Below are 20,857 nucleotides of genomic sequence, written 5' to 3'. Positions count from 1 at the left end.
GGGAAGCAGGATGACTACTCCAGTCACAATCAACGGCAAGCAATCCGCACAGAATCAATCTATTCACGATGTGATCATTTCCGGCGCAGGGCCTGTAGGTTTATTCCTCGCCTGTGAACTGGCCTTGGCCCAATGTTCCGTCCTGATACTGGAAAAGGCGGAGGACCCGCACTCGCCATTGAAGCAGCTTCCTTTCGGGATACGGGGACTCTCGGCGCCTACTATTGAAGCGCTTTACCGTCGTGGGTTGCTACAGGAACTCGAGGTCCATAAACGACTTAAGAATCCCCACCAAAACGCTGGTGAAGGATCGCGTCGTCAGGTGGGACACTTCGCCGGCATTCCATTTCATGACGGCGATATTGACACCTCTCAGTGGACGTATCGCCTGCCGAGCTCGACCGAAACCAGCTTGATATCTGAAATGGAAGAGCTTGAAGTGGTGTTGTCTCGCCGCGCGGAAGCCCTGGGCGTCGAAATCAGGCGCGGGCTTTCCGTTACCGACTTTCATCAAGCCGAGGACGGAGTCACTGTTCAATCCGGCAACCAGACTTTTGAAGGTCAATGGCTCGTGGGTTGCGATGGAAGTCGCAGTGTTGTTCGCAAGGCAGGCGGTTTTGAATTCGCCGGTACTGAGCCGGAATTCACCGGCTACACGGCTAAAGTGGACATTGCCGATCCGCAGAAGCTCAAGTCGGGCCGAAACGTCACAACCGCAGGCATGTACTTGCAATCGCAGCCAGGTTACCTGGTGATACAGGATTTTGATGGCGGCGCATTTCATCGTGCAGGAACGCCAATCACGCGAGAACACGTGCAGGAAGTTCTACGCCGCATCTCGAACACCGACGTGACAATCAATGCTTTGCATATCGCGACCACGTGGACGGACCGAGCACGGCAGGCAACAACCTATCGCAACGGACGGGTTCTTTTAGCTGGCGATGCCGCGCACATTCACGCGCCGCTGGGAGGCCAAGGGCTTAATCTCGGACTGGGCGACGCCATGAACCTGGGCTGGAAGCTCGCCGCAACCATCAGGAAGAAAGCGCCGGAAGGCTTGCTGGACAGTTATCAGACGGAACGACACCCGATCGGCGCACGGGTTCTGGATTGGTCACGTGCCCAGGTCGCAATCATGCGACCAGACCCACAAGCCCACGCGCTGAATGCCATTATCCGCGACCTGATGAACACGCGCGATGGGGCCACCTACTTTGCAGGAAGGGTGTGGGGCGTTTTCACAAACTACGATCTCGGTGGCGGCCATCCTCTCGTAGGCCATAGCGTTCCCAACTTTGAGTTCGAAGACAGTGCAACAATTGGCGAGCTAATGCGCGATGGCCGACGAGTACTGCTCGATTTTGACGGGAACCCTTCGCTCAAAAATTTGGCGAACGAAGACGGCGGCCGGATCAAGTACGTTTCTGGCCGGGCGAAAGAACAATTGGGCTTAAGTGCGGCACTGATACGCCCTGATGGGATTATCGCGTGGGCATCTGACAACGACCCGGATTGCAGCGAACTCCAAAAGGCTGCCGCTCGCTGGTGAGTGATGGAATCAGGATGAATACTTCAGTCACCATCATCGGTGCCGGGCTCGGCGGCCTGACACTCGCTCGCGTCCTCCACGTTCACGGTATTGCAGTGACGATCTACGAAGCGGAAGCCTCGGCAAGCGCGCGCGCACAAGGGGGATTGCTCGATATCCACGAGTACAACGGGCAGCTCGCACTTAAGGCAGCGGGACTTTACGACGAGTTCCTCGGGATCATCCGAACTGGCGGTGAGGCAACCCGCGTACTCGACAAGGACGGCAACGTCCTGATCGATGAGCCCGACGACGGTACAGGCGGTCGACCTGAGGTACACCGGGGAGACCTTCGTCGGATTCTGCTCGACTCACTTCCTGCCGACACGATTCGCTGGGGACACAAGGTCACAGCGGTCGATTCGCTCGGCGGCGGACTGCATGTGTTGACCTTCGCTGATGGCTCGACAGTGACTACCGACCTCCTCGTGGGCGCAGACGGCGCCTGGTCAAGAGTTCGTCCGCATCTTTCCATGGCTAAGCCCGCCTATCTCGGCATTTCATTCATTGAGACGTACCTGTTCGATGGCGACACCCGCCACAAGGCAAGCGCTGAAGCGGTGGGCGGTGGCGCGCTGTTTGCGCTAGCGCCGGGCAAAGGCATTCTCGCGCATCGCGAGGCCAATGATGTGCTGCACACGTACGTGGCCTTGATCAAGCCGGAGGATTGGATCGCCCGCATCGACTTCTCCCACCCGCGCACCGCCCTGGCCCGCGTCGCCGAGGAATTCGACGGCTGGGCTCCAGAGTTGACGGCGCTCCTCACCGACGGTGAGACCGACCCTGTTCCTCGCACTATCCATGCGCTCCCGGTCGAGCACAAATGGGATCGCGTACCCGGGGTGACTCTGCTCGGCGACGCAGCGCACCTGATGTCGCCGTTCGCTGGTGAAGGAGCCAACCTCGCCATGTACGACGGCGCTGAACTCGGGAAGGCCATCGCCGCCAACCCCGGTGACGTTGAAGCTGCGCTGATCGCGTATGAAAAGGACCTCTTTCCCCGCAGCGCGTCCGCTGCTGCGGAGGCTGACCGGAACCTCAAGCTGTTCTTCGACGACAACACGCCTCAGAGCGTGGTTGAGTTTTTCACCCATTACCAGCCCGTCAAATAGCCGCATGCACATCAGCAAATCGGGCCCTTCGGCGGGCGCCGGAGGGCAGCGGCCACTCCTTGACCGCTGGGTTATCTGGCAAGTTGTAATCGGTTGCCTACAGCCTAATCCGCCTTCACGCCTTCAACCTGAATCTGCAAGCGAGTCAGCGTCTTGAAGCCATACTTGGTGCCCCAAGTCACGCCATAGTCGACGCGGTCGAATTGCGCGCTGGCTTCCGCACCACAGACCTCGCGCTTGATCAGCGGGTTGACGAAGCACTTGAACGAATCAATCTTCAACGTCAGCGGTTTGGTCACCCCATGAAACGTGAAGTCGCCCGAGACCTCGATCGGCGTATCGCCATCAAAGCGGAGCGCATTGCCTTTGAACGTCGCGGTCGGATACTTGCTGACATCGAAAAATTCATCCGACTTCACGCGCGTATCGAGTTGCGCATTACCAGTGTCGATCGACGCGGTGTCAATCGACACGTCGATCGTGCCAGTCTTCGCAGCGCGGTCAAGTGTCACGACGCCGCTGCTTTTCGTGAACTTACCTCGCCACACCGAAATGCCGCCAAAATGATCAGCCTCGAAGCTGGGATAGGTGTGCCTCGGGTCGAGATCGTAAGTCGTCGGGGTTGCCATCGCGGCCCCCGCGATCAGCGCAAGAATGCCCGCTGCAATCACGTTTTTGTTCAATTCAGACTCCTTGAATATGGGTGGTGGGCCTATCAAAGGAGGCCTCAATCAAAGCGATGTCTCTTAACGCTAACTACCCCCCGAACGGCGATGCAGGAAGTCGACGACCAGTTCTGTCGTCGCCCGCGGCTGCTCTTCCGTGATCCAGTGCCCGCAATCCGGGATGATCACATCTTCGACGTCATCGGCGACACACCGCATCACCGCGCCGATCATAGGGCCGAATGTAGCTTCGCCACCCAAGGCCAGGACCGGTATCTGAAGCTTGCCCTGCGCAAGGAACGTCCTGTTGTCAGCCGCATCCTGGCGGAATGCCAGGAACTGGGCAAAGCCCGCTCGCATTGCGCCGGGTTGCGCATAGAGCGCCGCATAATGCTGGCGCTTCGCTTCATCAAACCGCTTCCGGTCCCGGGAAAGTTCGTTCCAGAAGCGGTCCAGATAGATGCGCTCGCGGCCGGCGACCAGGCGCTCCATGTCCGGACCACCGAAGCCAAAGTGCCACATGGCCGGATCCTGTGTGATCTGATCCCAGGGTCCGACGCCGGGCAGCGGCGCATCGATCGCCACCCATCGGCTCACGCGCTCGGGGTGGGCGGCGGCAACTGCGAAGCCGACCATGATGCCGATGTCGTGCGTCACCAATTCGGCCGTACGCACACCTAGGGCGTCCAGTACGCCCACCACGTCCGCCGCCTGATTCTTCTTGTCGTAGCCGCCATCAGGCTTCGACGAGAGGCCCAACCCACGCAGGTCGGGCGCGACAATCGTGTGGTCTTCGATGAGTGCGCTCGCCAGATGACCCCACATGTCGCCCGTTGTGCCGAAGCCGTGCAGCATGACGACCGCTGGACCCTGACCGCCGACCCGCACATGGATGGATGTACCGTTGGTTTCGATCGTCCGCGTCTGCATCACAGCCGGGAAGGGATAAATCTCATCTACGTTGGCATGCTCGCTCATCTGTGTACTCCAGGTTTGCTTCTGGTCGGGGGATTGGCGGCTCACCGCGCGGCGTCCTCGACAACGGTCGTGGTTGCCTATGGATTACTAACTAATCTGTCAGTTACGCAGTACCTTGTCGGCGATGCCTATGCGATCATCCTATCCGCGTAACTTGACCAAGGCAAGTGAACAGGTTATCAATTCCGTTGCCAACCGTGCAACAATGCCATCGAGTCAACCTGGGAAGGGAATCGCAATTGAGCGTTCACCGGCAAAATTTCTGGCCGATGTACTCGGTCTTGACTTTCTGAATTCGAAGACGACGCCCGGTGGGAATGCTACGAATTGGCCCGCAAACGGCGATGGTCTATTGAACCTGGCTCGAGTGGAGCCCGGCTGGTTTCCGCTGAAGCGGCAGTGGCGATCCGCACCATTACTACTTCGGGAGAACTCGACGCCGTCGCCGCAACTGCACTACGCTGTCTTTTGGGGGCAAACGCAGATGAAAACTACGGGTCAGAATCCGGTGGAAATCAATACTGCATGCCTTCAATCAAACGGGCTGAAGCGCGAACCGCCCGGGCTCCCCGCGTGACGGTGCGCTGTACGTCGTCTATGCGGCGACCATCAGCGGCCCGAGCTGAGACCGTGCAACGTCAACGAAAGCCTGCATTGCACTCGATACATAGGCGTCATGCCGTCGGATAAACAGCGTTTCGACTTGCGCCTTCTCTGGCGATATAGCGTGGATAGTAACGAGATCCTGTTCCGCCGCCGCCGAGACCACGCCTCGAGGTAATAGCGTGATACCGATACCGGCAGCAACGCACGCAATGATCGCATCCATTGAGCCAAATTCGAGAGGCGCTGCCGTGAGTACCCCCATTTCGGCGAGCAACGCGTCGAGCCGCTGACGGTACGAGCAACCCAAACGGAAGACAATTGTTTTCAGGTCCTGCACCGATCTGATCGCGTCAAGCGAGCGCACGGTACGCGGCGTAACCAGTACCAACTCCTCATGAAAGACTGTCTCAACGTAAAGGTCCGGATGGTCCAGCGGACCCGCTATAAATGCCCCATCAAGCCGGCATTCCGCAACATCGGCAGTGAGACCGCAACTCGTGCCTGTCGTCAGGGACAGTCGAACCTGAGGATACATTCGAGCGAAATTGCTCAATATTGGAGAGAGCCTCAGCGCCACAGTCGTCTCGAGTGTTCCGAGCGTGAGAGTGCCGCTCGGTGCGCCGTCATCCAGCGCTGCGACCTTGGCATCCGTAATGAGCTTCGCAATACGCGCGGCATACGGAAGCATGCGCTGCCCCGCAGGGGTCATGCTCACGCCGCGCACATGCCTTTGAAAGAGAGCGACTCCGACCTCTCTCTCCAGAGATCGAATTCGCGCGGTGACGTTGGATTGAACAGTATTTAGCTCGGTAGCCGCGCGATTCATACTTCCATGACGAGCTACGGCTTCGAAGACCTTGAGGTCGGCGGCGTCCATGCTTTGCACCTCTATGAAATGTCCACAACCTCGATAAAACCTTCAATGCCCGAGCAGCAAGCTATCAACAATGCGGTTCGATAACTTCGATTTATTCAGACGCTTGCACGACAAACTGAGTGAAAACGAGTGCAGACCTTCGGTACTGTCCGCACGGCGAACTTATCTTGCATCCTACACCAAAGCGAAATCGAAGATTCGAGGGAAACAGTACCCTTCGGTCGCTTCGCAACCGCGAGCAATAGCGAAGGAATAGCGCAGAGTCGTTGCTACGTTTAGCGCACTGTCGAACGTGGAGAATTACCTGTTTCTATCTGACCCGAAAGCGTAGGAGAGGCTCGACAATCCGAACATCAAGCTTTTCGCGTTTAACGATAAAACGCCGAGGAAACGCGCAGAGCGGATCTCGACGATCCGCCCTCGAACTGAGCAACACGCTATACCGCTCTGTCCTGCGACCGAACACCCAATTGAATAGCCCGCAAGGTCAACCACTCAACGGCGACACAATCCCTGTGTGCCACTCCCAAATCTAATGACCAACCGGTCCCGCGAATACCGGATGTTCCTGTAGAGTCGCACTCCGCGCGCGGTCAGCATCCGCCTGTTTGCTACGGTCCAGTACGGATACTAACCAGCACGTCATGAACGCGAGCGGCATAGTCACTATGGTCGGCGGATCGATCGAGAACAGTGGCTTCGCATTCCCCATAACATGCACCCAGACCGCTGGACCTGCGACCGTCAGTAAGATGGCAGAGACCAACCCGACAGTTCCGCCCACAACGGCTCCAATCGTGGTCAATCGTTTCCAATAAAGGGCAAGCAGTAACACGGGAAAAGTCGAGCTGCAGGCGACCGAGAACGTGAGTCCAAGCATGTAAGCCACATTCTGTGTTCTGAAGGCAATGCCTAATGCCACCGCGATGACGCCAAGAACCAGAGTCGATATCCTTGATACCCTTACTTCATTGGCTTGACTTACGGCGCCTTTGCAAAAGACACGGGCGTAGAGGTCATGCGAAACCGCCGAAGAACCCGCGAGCGTCAAACCCGACACAACCGCAAGGATGGTAGCGAATGCGACTGCCGAGATAAACCCCAGCAACGCGTTTCCTCCTACCGCCTTTGCAAGGTGGACAGCAACCATATTGACGCCGCCGAGCGGTTTGCCCGCGGCATCCAGGAAGTCTGGATTGGAGGCGACCAGCGCGATAGATCCAAACCCGATGACAAACACCAGTGCAAAGAACAGGTTGATAAATGCACTTGCCCAAAATACCGAACCGCGTGCCGCCCGTGCGTCGGGAACCGTGAAGAAGCGCATGAGAATATGCGGCAATCCCGAGGTGCCAAACATCACCGCAAGACCTAATGAAAATCCCGATACAGGATCCTTCACCAGAAACTGTGGACTGAGGATTGCACCGCCCCTTGGGTGAATCTCCACGGCACGCCGCAACAATTCCGAGAAGTTGAAGCCAAAGTTTCGCAGGACCAGAAAGCTCATCACAATCGTGCCGAGCAGCAACAACGCTGCCTTCACGAGCTGCACCCAAGTCGTCGCGACCATCCCGCCAAAAGCTACATAAAACATCATGAGAGCGCCAACCAGAATTTCGGCGTAAACATAGTCAATGCCAAACAGCAGCTTGATCAGCTGCCCCGCCCCCACCATCTGCGCGATGAGATATAGCGAAACAATACATAGCGACGCGCAGGCCGAGAAGATACGAATCGGTGTCTCGCCAAGGCGCGTGGAAACCGCATCCGCGACTGTATATTTACCGAGTTTTCGCAGCCTCGTTGCCAGCAGAAACACAACAATTGGCATCCCCGTCGCATACCCGACTGCATAGACAAGACCATCAAACCCACTACTGAACACCAAAGCTGTCAGGCCAAGAAATGCACCGGCCGACATGAAATCACCCGCGATTGCAAGCCCATTTTGCAATGCGGTTATTTCACCTCCAGCTGCGTAGAAATCGTCAGTCGACCTAGTTCGCTTCGCGGCCCAGTAGGTGATAGCAAGCGTCGCCAGCACGAAGGCAAGAAAAAACGTTATTGCCACGCCGTTTCCGGCACCTACGCCGCTCCCGGCGGCAAAGGACCCGGTACTCGCAACGCATGCGGACGCTGAAAGCGCGAGAAAAGCGCCTTGTCGAAGAATATTCATAATGAGTCACCAGGCAATTAACGATTAAATTTCAGCGGAATCGATACGAAATTTTCTCGAATCGGCTGCATTTTCGACCAGGACATACAACCCGATAAGCAGCACGCTAACGACCAGAATGACTATTCCGTACAGGAACGAAACCGTAACCTCTGACCCATCTACCACTGGCGAAGCGAGCGTTGCCGGCGACACGACGGCAAGAGTAATGAACCCAAAGAACATCAACACTTCGACAAGCGTCAAAAATATTGCCAGCCCTACCCTCTCATTTCCGGCGGCGACACCATCGACCACCATTCTTGCTCCGCTCATCTCTCCTCCACATTTTTTTGTACTACGTACTATATATTCCGAAAAACGTGTCTCTCACCAGACCTGACGTAGACAATGCTATGGTTTTGCCATATTTGCGATCGTTGCCGCGTACACTGCATTCCGACCGCCGGATGCCACGCCCCGGCGGAACTCCGATCAAGACCTTATCGCTCAGTTTGGCGTGGCTACCCGGTGGACTTCTTGAAGTCCTCTCCATTGATCCGGCTGGAAATACTGATATTCTCAGCCGGACGTTCGTGCAGGATCACATTGATAATCTTGGGGTCCGATCCAATCGAGTCGTGCGTGACCTGGATGATGTCCCTGATGAGTTGTTCACGTCGTTCTTGCGTAAGACCGATTTTGATGTGGCATTCGATGAAAGGCACAATATTTCTCCGTCAGATCTATTTAAGACGTTCAATCAGTTCTTTATCGTTCGCGGCGCCCTCAACGTACTCTGGAAGATGCTCGCCATGTTCAACGAAATTGATTCCACGTCCCTCGCGAATCACGAAAAAGATGTCATTCTTCGTTTCACCTGTCGCGGCGCTGACCACCCGGAGTAAACCGGCAGCAAGCTGCCGCTTCTGTTCGTCCGTTCGACCAAAACGCATGTCACAAGAAATGAGTGCCATATATAGCTCCTAAATACCTTTAGGGATTATTGAATTCCCGGATGCATTGCCGGAAATCGTGGCTCTGGACTGACTTTCGCCAAGAGGTTCATTAAGTCTTCGAGCGGGTGTTCATCGAGCTCCGAGATCAGACCGATGATCTGGTCTCGGAGCTCCTGATCCGCGTGTTGTTCGCTCAGCCAATTGAATTTTTCGACGGTACGTTCCCACGTGAACGGATTGTCCAGACCGCCTTCGAAGCCGATATGCTCCGTGACCAACACGCGACCATCCTTGCATTTGATCGTCAAGCGCGTGTTCAGCGCGTGTGGGTATTGCGCCGAAAATTCAGCGTCAGGTTTCACAGACACTTTTCTGAGCAATGCCTGTGCATCGGCGGCCTGTACACGCTCAGGTTCGAGCTGAGCCGGGCCGACCTGATCATCGAGCAACGCGGCTGCAATCAGATATTTGAGGTTATAGTCCGCCTGCTCTTTAGTCTGCGGGTCATCCTTTGAACCGAAGCTGCCGCCGCCGGCAATGTCGAATCCGCTTTGGAAGATGTCACACTGGACTTCGTCCACGTCGCCGCTCTTCAAATCATGTTTACGCTTTAACGCGAGAGTAGCTTCAAGGACGGGCTGACCATGGATAAGCGAACAGTATTTCTTCATGATCGTCTGGTGAACGACTTCGAGCCGATGGTCTTCCCAATCGACGTCGAGCGGCTGGTCAAACATTCGCACCAGACCGTTAGGCCCCTCGAAAAGACGGAGAGGACCTGTGAATCCACGCTTGGCAAGCGATGCTGAATAGACCGCTCTCATGCCCGTGATACCAGGGGAAAAGCCTTTCCACTGCGAAACCGGCTCGGAATGGACACACGTCAGCGAAATGTTGTCGATCGTTGCGATTGCAATCGCGTTAGCAATCTGATCGGCATCGAGACCGAACAGCTTGCCCGACCCGGCCGCGGCGGACACCGCCAATTGAATTGCGTGGTTAAACCCTTTGGCCATAACCGGCACGATCGCCGTAATACGGCAGCCAATTTCATAGGCTGTTGCCAAGGCCAGCATAAATTCTTCGCCACTTGCGGACGCATGCTCGGCAGCTGCCAGAATAGTGCCGAAGTTATCGCTCGGGTGACAAAGTCCGCCGGGGGACATGTAGCTGTCCAGCAGGTCTACATACCGGACCAAACCGGAGTTGTACAAAGCGGCTTGATCGGGCGAAGTCTTACCGCCTCCAATCAAGGAACACGTCCCCGAGCCGCGGTACTCCTCGAACTGATCGCGAAGCGCCTTGAACGGCTTACCAGGCAGCGCAGCTATTGCACAACCCAGACTGTCGAGAATATTCCGCTTGAGAATTGCCCTCGCGCCGGGAGTAAGATGGTCTGCGCGTGCGTCGTATGCAAAACGGCCGATACGCTGAGCAGTCGTGGGTGTACTCATTTGAACTCTATTCCTCAAAAATTTCCGGATCGCCTCGAACGGCAGTCCGACTCTCAATTGGCGATTCGCGTGCGTTTCATCCAATTGACGCGCTTCGCGTTCCGTCTACACATACTCAGCTGTGGGGCTGTGATTTCGCTTCGTTGCCTGGCGGCATTGAACCTGCAGCAGTGAGTCCGACAATTGCCATCTCCTGCCGAAGTCGAGATTTGATGTGACATTGCCATGTCTCCAACCAATGAGACAAACTCGCACCATTCGAACTGGATATCAAGCGAAGGTATTAAATACGGTTATCTATCTCAGCGATAACCCAGTCACTCCGACCCTCTGACCAATCCGGCTGGTGCGCCCCAGAGCCGTACATAGGAGTCTGCTCAGGTTTTTGTAAGTTGCGCTGCTTCTAAACGCTCAACCGAATTCCGGATCATTTCGTCGCCGGAATCGAAAGATCTACCTCGATCGCTATCACAATCACCCGCCGCTCAGGCGGATTCGACGTACAGCGCCTATCGAAACCTTTCGGCCCCAATCGACGGATCAGTTACGCACAGATATTCCGCGTCAGACCGATGTGGTCGAAGAACACGCTTCACCCACGAAGGCTCATGAACAGAGGCCACCGGACGGCGCCGATGTACTTTCCGACTTATGGTTCCCGTCGCGCGCGGACACGCCGCCGGTCCAGAATCGCACTGATTGACTCCTGACGCCGGCCAGGGATCACTTGAATGGCCGAACCCGCGGAAATGAATCCAGTTTTGGATACGCTTAAATAAACACCAGAGTACCCACTGGCCATCATATGTTTGGCAGCGCGCGTATATCCCATTACGGCGTTAAACTTGTAGCAGGGATTTCGGGGAGACTCGACGCGAAATTCGACCTCATCTATCAAGATTCGATCCCCGACCCAGAGCTGGGTCTCGAGCAGACCACTCGTCGTTAAATTCTCTCCCACCACAGCAAACGGCAACGGGTCGTCCGCACCCACGACGCCTGCCTCGAGCCGGCGTTCCCGCCACCATTCGTAGTGTTCGGCAGGATACATATAAACAGCTTTCTCAAGGCCTCCGTGCACACTTAGGTCTACTTGCTCATCACCGGCCAGTCCTAGCCTCTTAACCTCGATACAAGCCCGGTTCTGAAGCAGGCTGACAGGGGTTTTGCGTATTCCGGAGTTAACCACCATACCTGGCGAGGTATTACTCACATGTAACGGAGCACTCGAACCCACGCTAGCCGCGACTAGTCTGGCGGCGGTTGGGGTGGTCATTTCCGTAGTTGTATGCTGCGCAAGCTCCTGTTGCATCGCCAACTCCGTGTTGTGCTGTTCGACACTGCCTGGAATGAGGCGAGAGTATCAGCCGTTGATGCCCCCGGGCCGGTGGTACATCGAGACCTGAAGGAATTGAAGCAGTTCTTTGTAAGCGCTGCTCTTGTAGCTCGATTGGGCAACCAGGTATGTATCGATCGTGGCGATCTTCTGCGTGCAAATGTCCATCGGAACACGCTGCAAACTTACAATCGACCTCGGGCAAAGTGCGAAACACGAACCTGCGGCAACGCAGGCTAATATGGCATGGTACGAAACAAGCTCCATGACCTTCCAGTCACCGTCCGCCTCGAAATTTTCGATTCCCAGCCAGCGTTCGAGTACGCTCCGATAGGCGCAGCCACTGGAAAAAGCAGCCAACGTCTTGAGCCTGAGGTCCGTCGGCCTGCCTACCGTTGGGTGGTTCGGCGGCAATATGAGCAGTAGATCTTCCCGGTATGCGCGCGTTGCGCTCAATCCGCGCGCGGTAAACTTTGACTGCGGATCACGCGCCCCCAGAAATCCACTATCGGCGACAAAAACGCAGTCGAGATGGCCTCGCTCCACGTCTTCGACAAGTGACCGCGACGTACCGATCGAAATCTCCAACTCCACCCGGGGCCACCTGCTATGGTATTTCGAGAGCAAGGCCGGAAGGCGTGCTGCTGCGGTAGATTCCATAGCGCCAATGCTCAATCGTCCGAACTGCTGCTCCGGTTTCATCGCAAGTCTCGCCTCTTCCGCGAGGTACAGGATTCGTTGCGCATAGTCCAGCATCGTGCGGCCACTTGGCGTCAACCTCATCCGCTTGCCACCTCTTGAAAAAAGGTCGACCTCCAGTTCCTTTTCAAGCTGTTTTACGCGCGTCGTCACATTTGACTGAACGCGGGCCAAATGGCGTGCCGCGCGGGCCACACTTTGCTCGCTGGCGACGGCACAAAATATTTCTAACGACGAGAAATTCATTTCGCCCCCCAGTTTGCTTCTCACTCTGGAATACAACTAATGGGAGTGTTTAGTTTGGCCAAACGTGCCGTCAATCGGCAAACAAGAAAAACACTCTTTCCATCGCGGCAAGGCACGCAGAGTCGCTCCTGAATCGCCACCGATGGAGCGTATCGTTATCGTTAGAAATTCGCTGCAGAGAGGACCCTGAATGACAATCCATGACATGAGAAGACGACGCGGCGGCGGTTCAGTGCTTCCACTACACGCAGGCGAAAACCAGACGCCGCATCGTGCCACGCGCGACGTCCAATCACTTGTCGAATCAGCTCGCTTACTTCGCTGTGGGCATTGCAAATTCAGCGCCTTTTTCCGTGCTTTCCGGCCAGCGCTGCATGATCGACTTCTGCTTCGTATAGAACCGAACTCCTTCCTCGCCGTATGCATGCGTATCGCCGAACAGACTGCGCTTCCAGCCGCCGAAACCATGCCAGGCCATCGGAACCGGAATAGGGACATTGATGCCGACCATACCTACTTCGATGCGTCGTCCGAATTCGCGAGCGATGTGCCCGTCGCGGGTGTAGCACGCCACGCCATTGCCGAACTCATGAGCATTGATCAAGTCGACCGCTTCCGAGAAGTCCTTCACACGGACGCAGGCAAGAACGGGCCCAAAGATTTCTTCCTTATAAATTCTCATCTCCGGCGTGACGTTGTCGAACAGCGTACCGCCCGTGAAGAATCCGTCCTCATGACCGTCGACCTTAAGGCCGCGACCGTCGACGACCAACTTTGCACCTTCGTCGACACCAATCCCGATGTACCCTTCGATGCGTTCAAGCGCCTGTTGCGTAACGATTGGACCCATTTCCGCGTCGGGCTCCATGCCGTTCTTTACAACGAGGCTACGCGCACGCTCGGCAAGCTTCGGAATGATTTTGTCAGCCACATCGCCGACGAGAACAGCGACCGAAATAGCCATACAACGCTCGCCAGCGGAGCCGTAACCAGCGCCAACCAGCGCGTCGACAGCTTGATCGATGTCGGCATCGGGCATCACCACCATATGATTTTTGGCTCCGCCCAGCGCCTGCACGCGCTTGCCGTTCTTTGCACCGGTTTCGTAAATGTAATTGGCGATTGGCGTCGATCCGACAAAACTCACCGCCTTCACGTCCGGGTGCGCCAGCAGAGCATCGACAACGACCTTGTCGCCCTGAACCACGTTAAAAATGCCATCCGGCAGACCGGCCTCCTTCAGCAGCCTTGCCATGAACAACGACGTCGACGGATCGCGCTCGCTTGGCTTCAGAATGAACGCGTTGCCCGCAGCAATCGCAACAGGGAACATCCAGCACGGCACCATGCACGGGAAGTTGAACGGCGTAATGCCCGCGACAATGCCGAGCGCCTGACGCGTTGTCCAGTTATCCATGCCAGTTGAAACCTGCTCGGTATAGTCCCCCTTAAGAAGCTGCGGAATACCGCAGGCGAATTCGATCACATCGATACCGCGCGCCACCTCGCCTTGAGCATCGGAGAAGACCTTTCCATGTTCGGCCGTGATGATTGCGGCCAGTTCATCCCGATGCCTGTTCATCAACTCGAGAAACCGCAGCATGACGCGAGCGCGGCGGATGGGCGGCGTGTTGCTCCACTTCGGAAATGCAGCCTTGGCGCTTGCGACAGCGGTGTCGACATCTGCGATCTCGCCCAGCAGAAGTTTTCGGGGACGTTCACCGGTGGCAGGATTGAAAATCGCCTGGGTACGCATTCCTGACCCACGTACAGGCTCGCCATGAATAAAGTGGGTGACGTCAGCTGTGTCGTTGAACGCTTGCATCTCGATTCCTTGATTGATGGGTGGTGAGGAAAGTCTAGGAGTCGGCATTGCGATTGCAAAGGCGTTAAACTTGAAATGATCGTTTCCAACGGCGAACAATAGACATATGGATACGCGAAAGGTCGAAGGCCTTTGGACTCATTTGCACTGGCTGACGGTTCTTGCCGAACAAGGCACGTACACTGCGGCGGCCGCTCGCCTTGGAGTGAGCAAGGCTGCCATGAGTCAACGCATCGCAGAACTCGAGCGAGCCTCGGGTATCGCACTGGTGCAACGTAACACCCGCAGCGTACGGCTCACTGAAGCCGGGCAGCGACTCGTCGACAACACACGTCTGGAGTACGAGCACATCGCGACGAGTTTTGCGATGGTTAAGGAGATGGCGGGCGTTGCACGCGGGTTGATCAGGATAACCGCTCCGGTGGCGTTCGCGCGGCAGCAGTTGGTGCCGAAGATGTCCGCGTTTCTGCGGGCAAATCCGGAAGTACGATTACAACTTGAAGCGTCTGATCGTCTGACCTCGATTGCCACCGAGGGCTTCGATCTTGCCGTCAGACATAGCGCTCAGGTCCCTGAGACCCATGTCGCATGGAAGCTGTGCGAGACGCAGTCCGTAATCGTCGCGACATACGCATACCTGGAGCGTCGAGGGTACCCTGAATCGCCAACCGATCTCTCCGCTCACGATTGCCTGTTCTATCCTCGTGCTTTAGGGTCCGGAATCTGGTCGTTCGAACGCAGAACAGCGCGGCGGACGCACTCGGCTCCTTTGATGATCGCGGTAAATGGCCCCTTTTCCGCTAACAACAGCGAAGCATTGAGAGACGCTGCCCTTGACGACCTGGGCATCGCGCTACTGCCCGATTTCACGGCGCAGGCAGCGATTCAATCAGGAAAACTCGTTGCTCTCCTGCCTGACTGGCGGCCAATAGGCGCCTTTGCCGAGCAACTCTATGTGGTCCGGCCATACACCCCGCACGTACCACGCGCTGTCGAACTGTTTGTCACCTACCTAAGGGATACGTTCGCTGAAGGATTTCCTCCATAGCGACTCGCGCCGCTACGTTTTCACGAGAACCCAGTAGATTTCGAAACGGATTCCCAAGCGTCAATTTCGCGACTCAGCGCAGACATTCTGTCCCGGACTACGCTTAACGCATCGTCGCCAAGCACAAGGTGAACCGGCGGGTCAACCTCGTCGATCAGGTTCAACATGATTTTCGCCGCCTTCACCGGATCCCCAGGCTGCTTCCCATCTTTCGCCATACGGGCGCGGCGGATCGGGGCGAACACCGGGTCGTAGTCGTCGATATTGTGCTCAGTGCGCACCATCGATCTGCCCGCCCAATCCGTTCGAAACGCGCCCGGCGCGACAGCCGTCACCTTGATACCGAAACCGCGCACTTCCTTTTCCAGGGCTTCCGATATCCCTTCAAGTGCGAACTTGCTACCGCAGTAGTATGAGATGCCGGGAAATGTAACTAGCCCCGCCATTGACGTGATATTGATGATGTGACCGGTGCGTCGCATTCGCATGGACGGGAGCACGGCCTTGATCATGGCGACCGCGCCGAACACGTTCACATCGAACTGACGACGGAGTTCCTCGAGCGGAGATTCCTCGAGGATTCCTTCACGACCGTATCCCGCACTATTCACGAGAACGTCGATCGCACCAACGCGCCCGGCGACTTCCTTGATCGTCGTATTGATTGAATCGAAATCAGACACATCGAGGATCGCACCGTGAGCGTGGCCCGCATGCAATCCCTCAAACTCAGCTTTCGCCGGATTGCTTCTTACAATGCCAATCACCGTGTTGCCGGCGTCCAATGCTGCTTTCGCCAAAGCACGACCAAAACCGGAGCTCGCACCGGTAATCAAAAATATGCGCTGGGCGGCTTGGCTCATGATTGAAACTTCCCGTCGGGTAGTCTTCGAACTGCCGGTTCCAGCAGCCACTTTGGTAAAAAATCGGGTTCCATGCACGACGAATTCGTCTGCACCCAGCGCCAACTGAACCACTTCCTCTATGACTCAGCACAACTCAAGCAGGCTGAATTCGCGGATCAAAATCGAACTCGAGTCTGATGCCGCCCGGCTCGTACACCATCGCGTGGCACTTGGGTCCTTCACCCATGTTCTCCGGTGCGAACTCAACCACTACCCCCGGCCATCCGGAGACCCGGGCGAAGATTGCGTCGAGAGCCGCTTTACTACCGACCCGCAACGCGAGGTGATGTAGACCTACATTCGTTTTGCGGTCGAACTCTACGCAATTTTCCAGATCCTTGACCTCCCAGAGTGTTAGCGTGACGTGCCCGTCGGACACAAAAGCCGCCGGGTAGTTGGGTCTCCCGCCAACCTGTGTCCAGCCCAGGACGTTGATGAAAAAGTCCCGGGTGACGCCCAGATTACGGACCGTCAGTCCAACGTGGTCGATGCCAAGTGTCAGAGGTGCATCAGTCATCCCCAAGCTCTCCATTTGAACTTAGACCATATCCGCTAACTCAGAAGCGGCCGCGTGTGTACCATATTGCTCGCGACAACCACGACTGCTGCACACGATGAGGCGGAAGAATCGCCATATCGAATTGGCGCCATACAGATTCACCGCTTCTTCCTGTATGGAAACCATGAGGTTCGCGCTGAGGCAATGGCGTGGTCGTTCGATGCAAGTCGGGAAAAGGTTTTGCGACGGATGTCATCATCGCGGAGGTGTTCTTCAAAACCCGACGGACCATATAACGACCTCCCTCCGTTCGAATAGTTGACGTATCACGTAGAGAGCAGCTTAACAATGTCTCGAGAATGCATAGGCGGTTTGTGACGATACGGGTATCGCAAAAATAGATACCCTCGAGCCGAAGATCGATCAGCCACGACGTCGCACTCAGCGATTCCCATCACATTCCCGCGCCACCGCCGTGCGCTGATGTTCCGGCCTGACGCCTCTGTGATGAGGTGAAGTATTCCTTGACCAGCACAACGGCCAGAATAGCCGCGACGAAAATGATCGCGTCGGCAACGGCAGCAACATGCTCAAGCTGCCGAGTGTCTTGAACGATCCGAAAACCCAGGCGGTGAGGTTTCTTCGCCAGTACGCTGCTACGCCGCCGCCATCAAAGGCCCAAACTCCGAGCGCGAGACCTCGACGAAAGCACGCATGGCGCTCGACATGTAGGCGTCATGCCGTCGGACGAAAAGCGTCTCGACATGTGCTTTCTCAGGCGAGACTTCATGGATGGCAATGATGTCCTGCTGCGCCGCTGCCGCTACCACGCCCCGCGGCAGCAACGTGATTCCGATACCGGCCGCAACACACGCAATGATTGCGTCCAACGAACCGAACTCAAGCGTCGTCACAAGAATCCCCATCTCCACAAGCAGCGCTTCCAGTTGCCGCCGATACGCACACCCGACGCGAAACACAATAGTCTTCAGGTTCGGGATTGACGTCAAAGACTCCAGCGAGTGTAGGGTCCGAGGGGTCACGAGCACCAGTTCTTCATGGAGAATGGTCTCGCTGTGAAGCTCCGGGTGGTCAAGAGGACCAGCTATGAACGCCCCGTCCAGACGACATTCCGCGACATCCATCGCGAGGCTGCAACTTGTTCCGGTCGTCAGCGACAGTCTGACTTGCGGATACATCCGCGCGAAGTTGCTCACTATCGGCGAGAGCCGCAGCGCCGCAGCGGTTTCCATGGTGCCCAACACCAGGGAACCGCCCGGCGGTCCGTCGTCCATGGCCGCCACGCGAGCGTCTGCAACGAGCTTGGCGATTCGGGCCGCGTACGGAAGCATGCGCTGACCCGCCGGAGTCATGCTCACCCCGCGAACATGCCGCTCAAAGAGTGCAACACCAACTTCTCTTTCCAGTGAACGGATCCGGGCCGTTACGTTGGACTGGACAGTGTGCAACTCTACGGCCGCTCTGTTCATGCTCCCATGGCGAGCGACCGCTTCAAATGCCTTGAGGTCGGCAACATCCATAACACTACCCTATGAAAAAGTTCCGAAGTCGATGATGAACCGACATTGCAGCGCGGAAGTCACCGCGGAAGTCAGATTACGCTTCTGCCAGAATCCGCCGGATGGCTTCCTCGAAGGCTTCGACAGGCTGTGCGCCGGTCAGCAGATAGCGATTATCAAAGATGATTGACGGCACCGAATGGATACCCATCGCCTGGTATTTCTCCTCTTCCGCACGAACTTCATCGGCGTAGTCGCCGCTTTGCAGAACAGTGCGCGCCTGCGCCACGTCGAGCCCCACTGATTCCGCGGCTTCGACCAGAACGTCATGGTTGCTTGGGGCCTTACCCTCGCCGTGATAAGCCTGTAGCAACGCCTGTTTCAGCGATAACTGTTTGCCTTTGATGCCGGCCCAATGCAACAATCGGTGCGCATCGAAGGTGTTATAAATGCGAGTACGCGGGCCAAAAGTAAAGCCGACATTCGCGCCACGCTCGCGGAGCGCAATTTGTGACTCGGCTATCTGATCCGGGGTGCGTCCGTATTTCTTTCCGATATGTTCGACGAGTTCTTCGCCGTCATTGCCCATCTGCGGATTCAGTTCGAAGGGATGCGTGACTAATTCGACGTCCACGGCGTCGCCTAGGCGCGCGATTGCAAGTTGCAGCGAAGATAGCCCGATAGCACACCAGGGGCACGCTACATCGGAGACAAAATCGATTGTGAGTGGTTGTTTCATTGCTTTCGTGATGAAGATGACCTGTTACGCGAACGACTCGATACGAGGGCAACAACCACACACAGGCGTAGCCGAATTTGCGAATGCCCGCAGGATCGTTCGCCCGATTGCGGCGCGCTGAAGGCCTGAAAATGCGGCACGACATGGGTGGCAAGTTCATCGACCTCCTGGGCGGGGCGGAACAAACGCCAAGCGAATGCGCACGGACGCTCCGGCAGGTCGTCGACAGACCGGTCGCCGCTGCTGCCACGAGTCAGCGTCCCGGCAGCGCGTTGCCGGTCAGTGTTCATGTGAATAGGCTGACCATGTCGAAAGACACCGTGACGTTTCAGCCGCGACTGGGATACCTCGTATTCTGGACGACCTTCGGTGCGAGATGATCGCAGTCCGTGGTAATTCAATTGTTCCTGTACGTCAACCATGCGTTAGCGCCGTGCATATGTACGCGGCGTATGGACACTCATTCTCACTGCCTCGTTTATTCCCCGTGCGCTGTCACCGACATTGCATTCCCACCGAGCTTGTGTGCTTTGTCCGATATTCAGCTAGCGGACTGCGACGTCATCATCAACGTAGACCGACGCCGTGGGAATTTCAATTGTTAGCCGGCGATCAAATATCCACGCGACTGTATCGACCAAAGAAAGGAGATTGCAAAGTAGGATAAGCGCGTGCTGGTGTAGCTTGCCTATCTTAAGGCTCAACCATCGCGAGGCTCACCCGGCCCAGCGCTAACACATACGTTTGGCTGGTATCCATGCCGTCGGCCGCCTTGTCAGCCCGGGAATCCAGGCTGGATCATTCCATCGCTCGTGCCATCGCGCCGACGCCATTTGTTTTACTCAGAGAGGAAATAATGCCGCTAATTCGTATCGATGTCCTTCAAGGAAGGACGGAGGCTGAAATCACCTCCTTGCTCGACGCCGTACATCGCGCAGTAGTCAAGGCTTTCGACGTACCCCAAACGGACCGCTACCAGGTCTTGACGGAACACAGGTCTTGCCGGTTAATCGCAGAAGACACCGGGCTCGGAATTGTACGCACCGACAAACTGACTCTGGTTTCAGTCACCACTCGTCCACGTTCTGACGAATCAAAGCGCAAATTCTATAGTGAGCTTACGGCCGAATTGGAGACAAGCTGCGGCACCGGCGCGAATGATGTGATCGTCTCCATCACTACCAACTCTGACTCGGACTGGAGCTTCGGGAACGGAGCCGCTCAGTATCTCACCGGCGAACTTTGACACATGGACGGACGCGGCCGCTGCTGTCTAACCGAACTCCAGATTGCGTGTATGGCCCCCCCCGAATCGCCCCGTCCCAGCCACCCCGCAGGGGCGGCGCTGCGCTCTGTCTCAACAGTCTCTCACTCTGAGACCGCGTTGCCCGGTTGGCGCACCAGCACCAACCAATGGACGATGACGCTGAAACAGCCACCACCACGGTGCCACCAAGATGGACTTGAGCAGCGAAGAGCTGCTCCGGATTGGCGCCATCGCTGAGGCGCATGCGCCTTGGAGCAGTAGCGAAGGGCTCCGGTCCAACGCTTTCGCCTCACACCCGGTGAGCCGCAGTAACAACATCGTTCATTCAAAAAAACGGGTTCAAAGGCTCGTTTGCTATCACAGACAGCGATAG

20 protein-coding genes are annotated in these 20,857 nt (G+C 56.5%); 5 read left to right on the top strand and 15 right to left on the bottom strand.

The window, feature by feature from the left end; translation table 11 throughout:
- Positions 1-10: 10 nt before the first annotated feature.
- Both PQR32_RS12800 and PQR32_RS12795 read left to right on the top strand, forming a co-directional pair.
- A complete protein-coding gene (locus PQR32_RS12800; RefSeq protein ID WP_408226741.1) occupies positions 11-1,552 on the top strand; it encodes an FAD-dependent monooxygenase in 1,542 nt (513 codons plus the stop codon).
- A gap of 14 nt (positions 1,553-1,566) precedes the next feature.
- Entirely contained in the window at positions 1,567-2,703 is a 1,137-nt protein-coding gene (locus tag PQR32_RS12795; protein ID WP_408226706.1) for an FAD-dependent oxidoreductase, read from the top strand.
- Positions 2,704-2,807: 104 nt separating this feature from the next.
- On the opposite strand, the gene PQR32_RS12790 is transcribed toward PQR32_RS12795, so the two are convergent.
- Both PQR32_RS12790 and PQR32_RS12785 read right to left on the bottom strand, forming a co-directional pair.
- Complete coding sequence (locus PQR32_RS12790; RefSeq protein WP_408226738.1) at positions 2,808-3,332, bottom strand: YceI family protein; 525 nt, start codon at positions 3,330-3,332, stop codon at positions 2,808-2,810.
- Between the two features lie 123 nt (positions 3,333-3,455).
- Positions 3,456-4,346 (bottom strand): alpha/beta fold hydrolase, encoded by an 891-nt coding sequence (locus tag PQR32_RS12785; protein WP_408226703.1) that lies wholly within the window; start codon positions 4,344-4,346, stop codon positions 3,456-3,458.
- A gap of 130 nt (positions 4,347-4,476) precedes the next feature.
- On the opposite strand from PQR32_RS12785, the gene PQR32_RS12780 reads away from it, so the two are divergent.
- Entirely contained in the window at positions 4,477-4,923 is a 447-nt protein-coding gene (locus PQR32_RS12780; RefSeq protein WP_408226700.1) for a hypothetical protein, read from the top strand.
- An 18-nt stretch (positions 4,924-4,941) separates the two neighbouring features.
- On the opposite strand, the gene PQR32_RS12775 is transcribed toward PQR32_RS12780, so the two are convergent.
- The 9 genes from PQR32_RS12775 to PQR32_RS12735 form a co-directional block, all read right to left on the bottom strand.
- Positions 4,942-5,829 carry a LysR family transcriptional regulator gene (locus PQR32_RS12775; RefSeq protein WP_408226697.1) on the bottom strand — a complete coding sequence of 296 codons (888 nt, stop codon included), beginning with the start codon at positions 5,827-5,829 and terminating at the stop codon, positions 4,942-4,944.
- 532 nt (positions 5,830-6,361) lie between these two features.
- Positions 6,362-8,008: a cation/acetate symporter ActP gene (actP, locus tag PQR32_RS12770; RefSeq protein WP_408226694.1), complete on the bottom strand. Its 1,647-nt coding sequence runs from the start codon at positions 8,006-8,008 to the stop codon at positions 6,362-6,364.
- 24 nt (positions 8,009-8,032) lie between these two features.
- Positions 8,033-8,323, bottom strand: a complete 291-nt coding sequence (locus PQR32_RS12765) for a DUF485 domain-containing protein (protein WP_408226691.1) — start codon at positions 8,321-8,323, stop codon at positions 8,033-8,035.
- A gap of 188 nt (positions 8,324-8,511) precedes the next feature.
- Positions 8,512-8,715 carry a tautomerase family protein gene (locus PQR32_RS12760; RefSeq protein WP_408226688.1) on the bottom strand — a complete coding sequence of 68 codons (204 nt, stop codon included), beginning with the start codon at positions 8,713-8,715 and terminating at the stop codon, positions 8,512-8,514.
- 18 nt (positions 8,716-8,733) lie between these two features.
- Entirely contained in the window at positions 8,734-8,964 is a 231-nt protein-coding gene (locus PQR32_RS12755; RefSeq protein WP_132374109.1) for a tautomerase family protein, read from the bottom strand.
- A 26-nt stretch (positions 8,965-8,990) separates the two neighbouring features.
- Positions 8,991-10,400, bottom strand: coding sequence for an MmgE/PrpD family protein (locus PQR32_RS12750; protein WP_408226685.1), 1,410 nt, complete (start codon positions 10,398-10,400; stop codon positions 8,991-8,993).
- Positions 10,401-11,049: 649 nt separating this feature from the next.
- The gene (locus PQR32_RS12745) at positions 11,050-11,592 is read right to left on the bottom strand and encodes an MOSC domain-containing protein (RefSeq protein ID WP_408226735.1); all 543 of its coding nucleotides are present in this window, start codon (positions 11,590-11,592) and stop codon (positions 11,050-11,052) included.
- A 171-nt stretch (positions 11,593-11,763) separates the two neighbouring features.
- Positions 11,764-12,681: a LysR substrate-binding domain-containing protein gene (locus tag PQR32_RS12740; RefSeq protein WP_408226682.1), complete on the bottom strand. Its 918-nt coding sequence runs from the start codon at positions 12,679-12,681 to the stop codon at positions 11,764-11,766.
- Positions 12,682-12,994: 313 nt separating this feature from the next.
- On the bottom strand, positions 12,995-14,506 hold the full coding sequence (locus PQR32_RS12735; protein WP_408226679.1) for a CoA-acylating methylmalonate-semialdehyde dehydrogenase: 1,512 nt from the start codon (positions 14,504-14,506) through the stop codon (positions 12,995-12,997).
- 106 nt (positions 14,507-14,612) lie between these two features.
- Between PQR32_RS12735 and PQR32_RS12730 the strand changes: the two genes are divergently transcribed.
- Positions 14,613-15,554: a LysR family transcriptional regulator gene (locus PQR32_RS12730; protein ID WP_408226676.1), complete on the top strand. Its 942-nt coding sequence runs from the start codon at positions 14,613-14,615 to the stop codon at positions 15,552-15,554.
- A gap of 20 nt (positions 15,555-15,574) precedes the next feature.
- Here PQR32_RS12730 and PQR32_RS12725 read toward each other — a convergent pair whose 3' ends face one another.
- From PQR32_RS12725 to PQR32_RS12710, 4 genes are all read right to left on the bottom strand, one after another.
- Positions 15,575-16,417, bottom strand: coding sequence for an oxidoreductase (locus tag PQR32_RS12725; RefSeq protein WP_408226673.1), 843 nt, complete (start codon positions 16,415-16,417; stop codon positions 15,575-15,577).
- Positions 16,418-16,553: 136 nt separating this feature from the next.
- Complete coding sequence (locus PQR32_RS12720) at positions 16,554-16,976, bottom strand: VOC family protein (protein ID WP_408226670.1); 423 nt, start codon at positions 16,974-16,976, stop codon at positions 16,554-16,556.
- Between the two features lie 638 nt (positions 16,977-17,614).
- Entirely contained in the window at positions 17,615-18,499 is an 885-nt protein-coding gene (locus PQR32_RS12715) for a LysR substrate-binding domain-containing protein (protein WP_408226667.1), read from the bottom strand.
- Positions 18,500-18,575: 76 nt separating this feature from the next.
- Complete coding sequence (locus tag PQR32_RS12710; RefSeq protein WP_408226664.1) at positions 18,576-19,217, bottom strand: DsbA family oxidoreductase; 642 nt, start codon at positions 19,215-19,217, stop codon at positions 18,576-18,578.
- A gap of 757 nt (positions 19,218-19,974) precedes the next feature.
- Here PQR32_RS12710 and PQR32_RS12705 point away from each other — a divergent pair.
- Complete coding sequence (locus tag PQR32_RS12705) at positions 19,975-20,463, top strand: tautomerase family protein (RefSeq protein WP_408226661.1); 489 nt, start codon at positions 19,975-19,977, stop codon at positions 20,461-20,463.
- Positions 20,464-20,857: the final 394 nt, after the last annotated feature.

Origin of the sequence: Paraburkholderia dipogonis, from assembly GCF_046027395.1 — a bacterium.
In the GTDB taxonomy this organism is placed as follows: domain Bacteria; phylum Pseudomonadota; class Gammaproteobacteria; order Burkholderiales; family Burkholderiaceae; genus Paraburkholderia; species Paraburkholderia dipogonis_A.
Note: the sequence above shows the minus strand (reverse complement) of the source record. Positions and strands in the feature narration are given on the sequence as shown.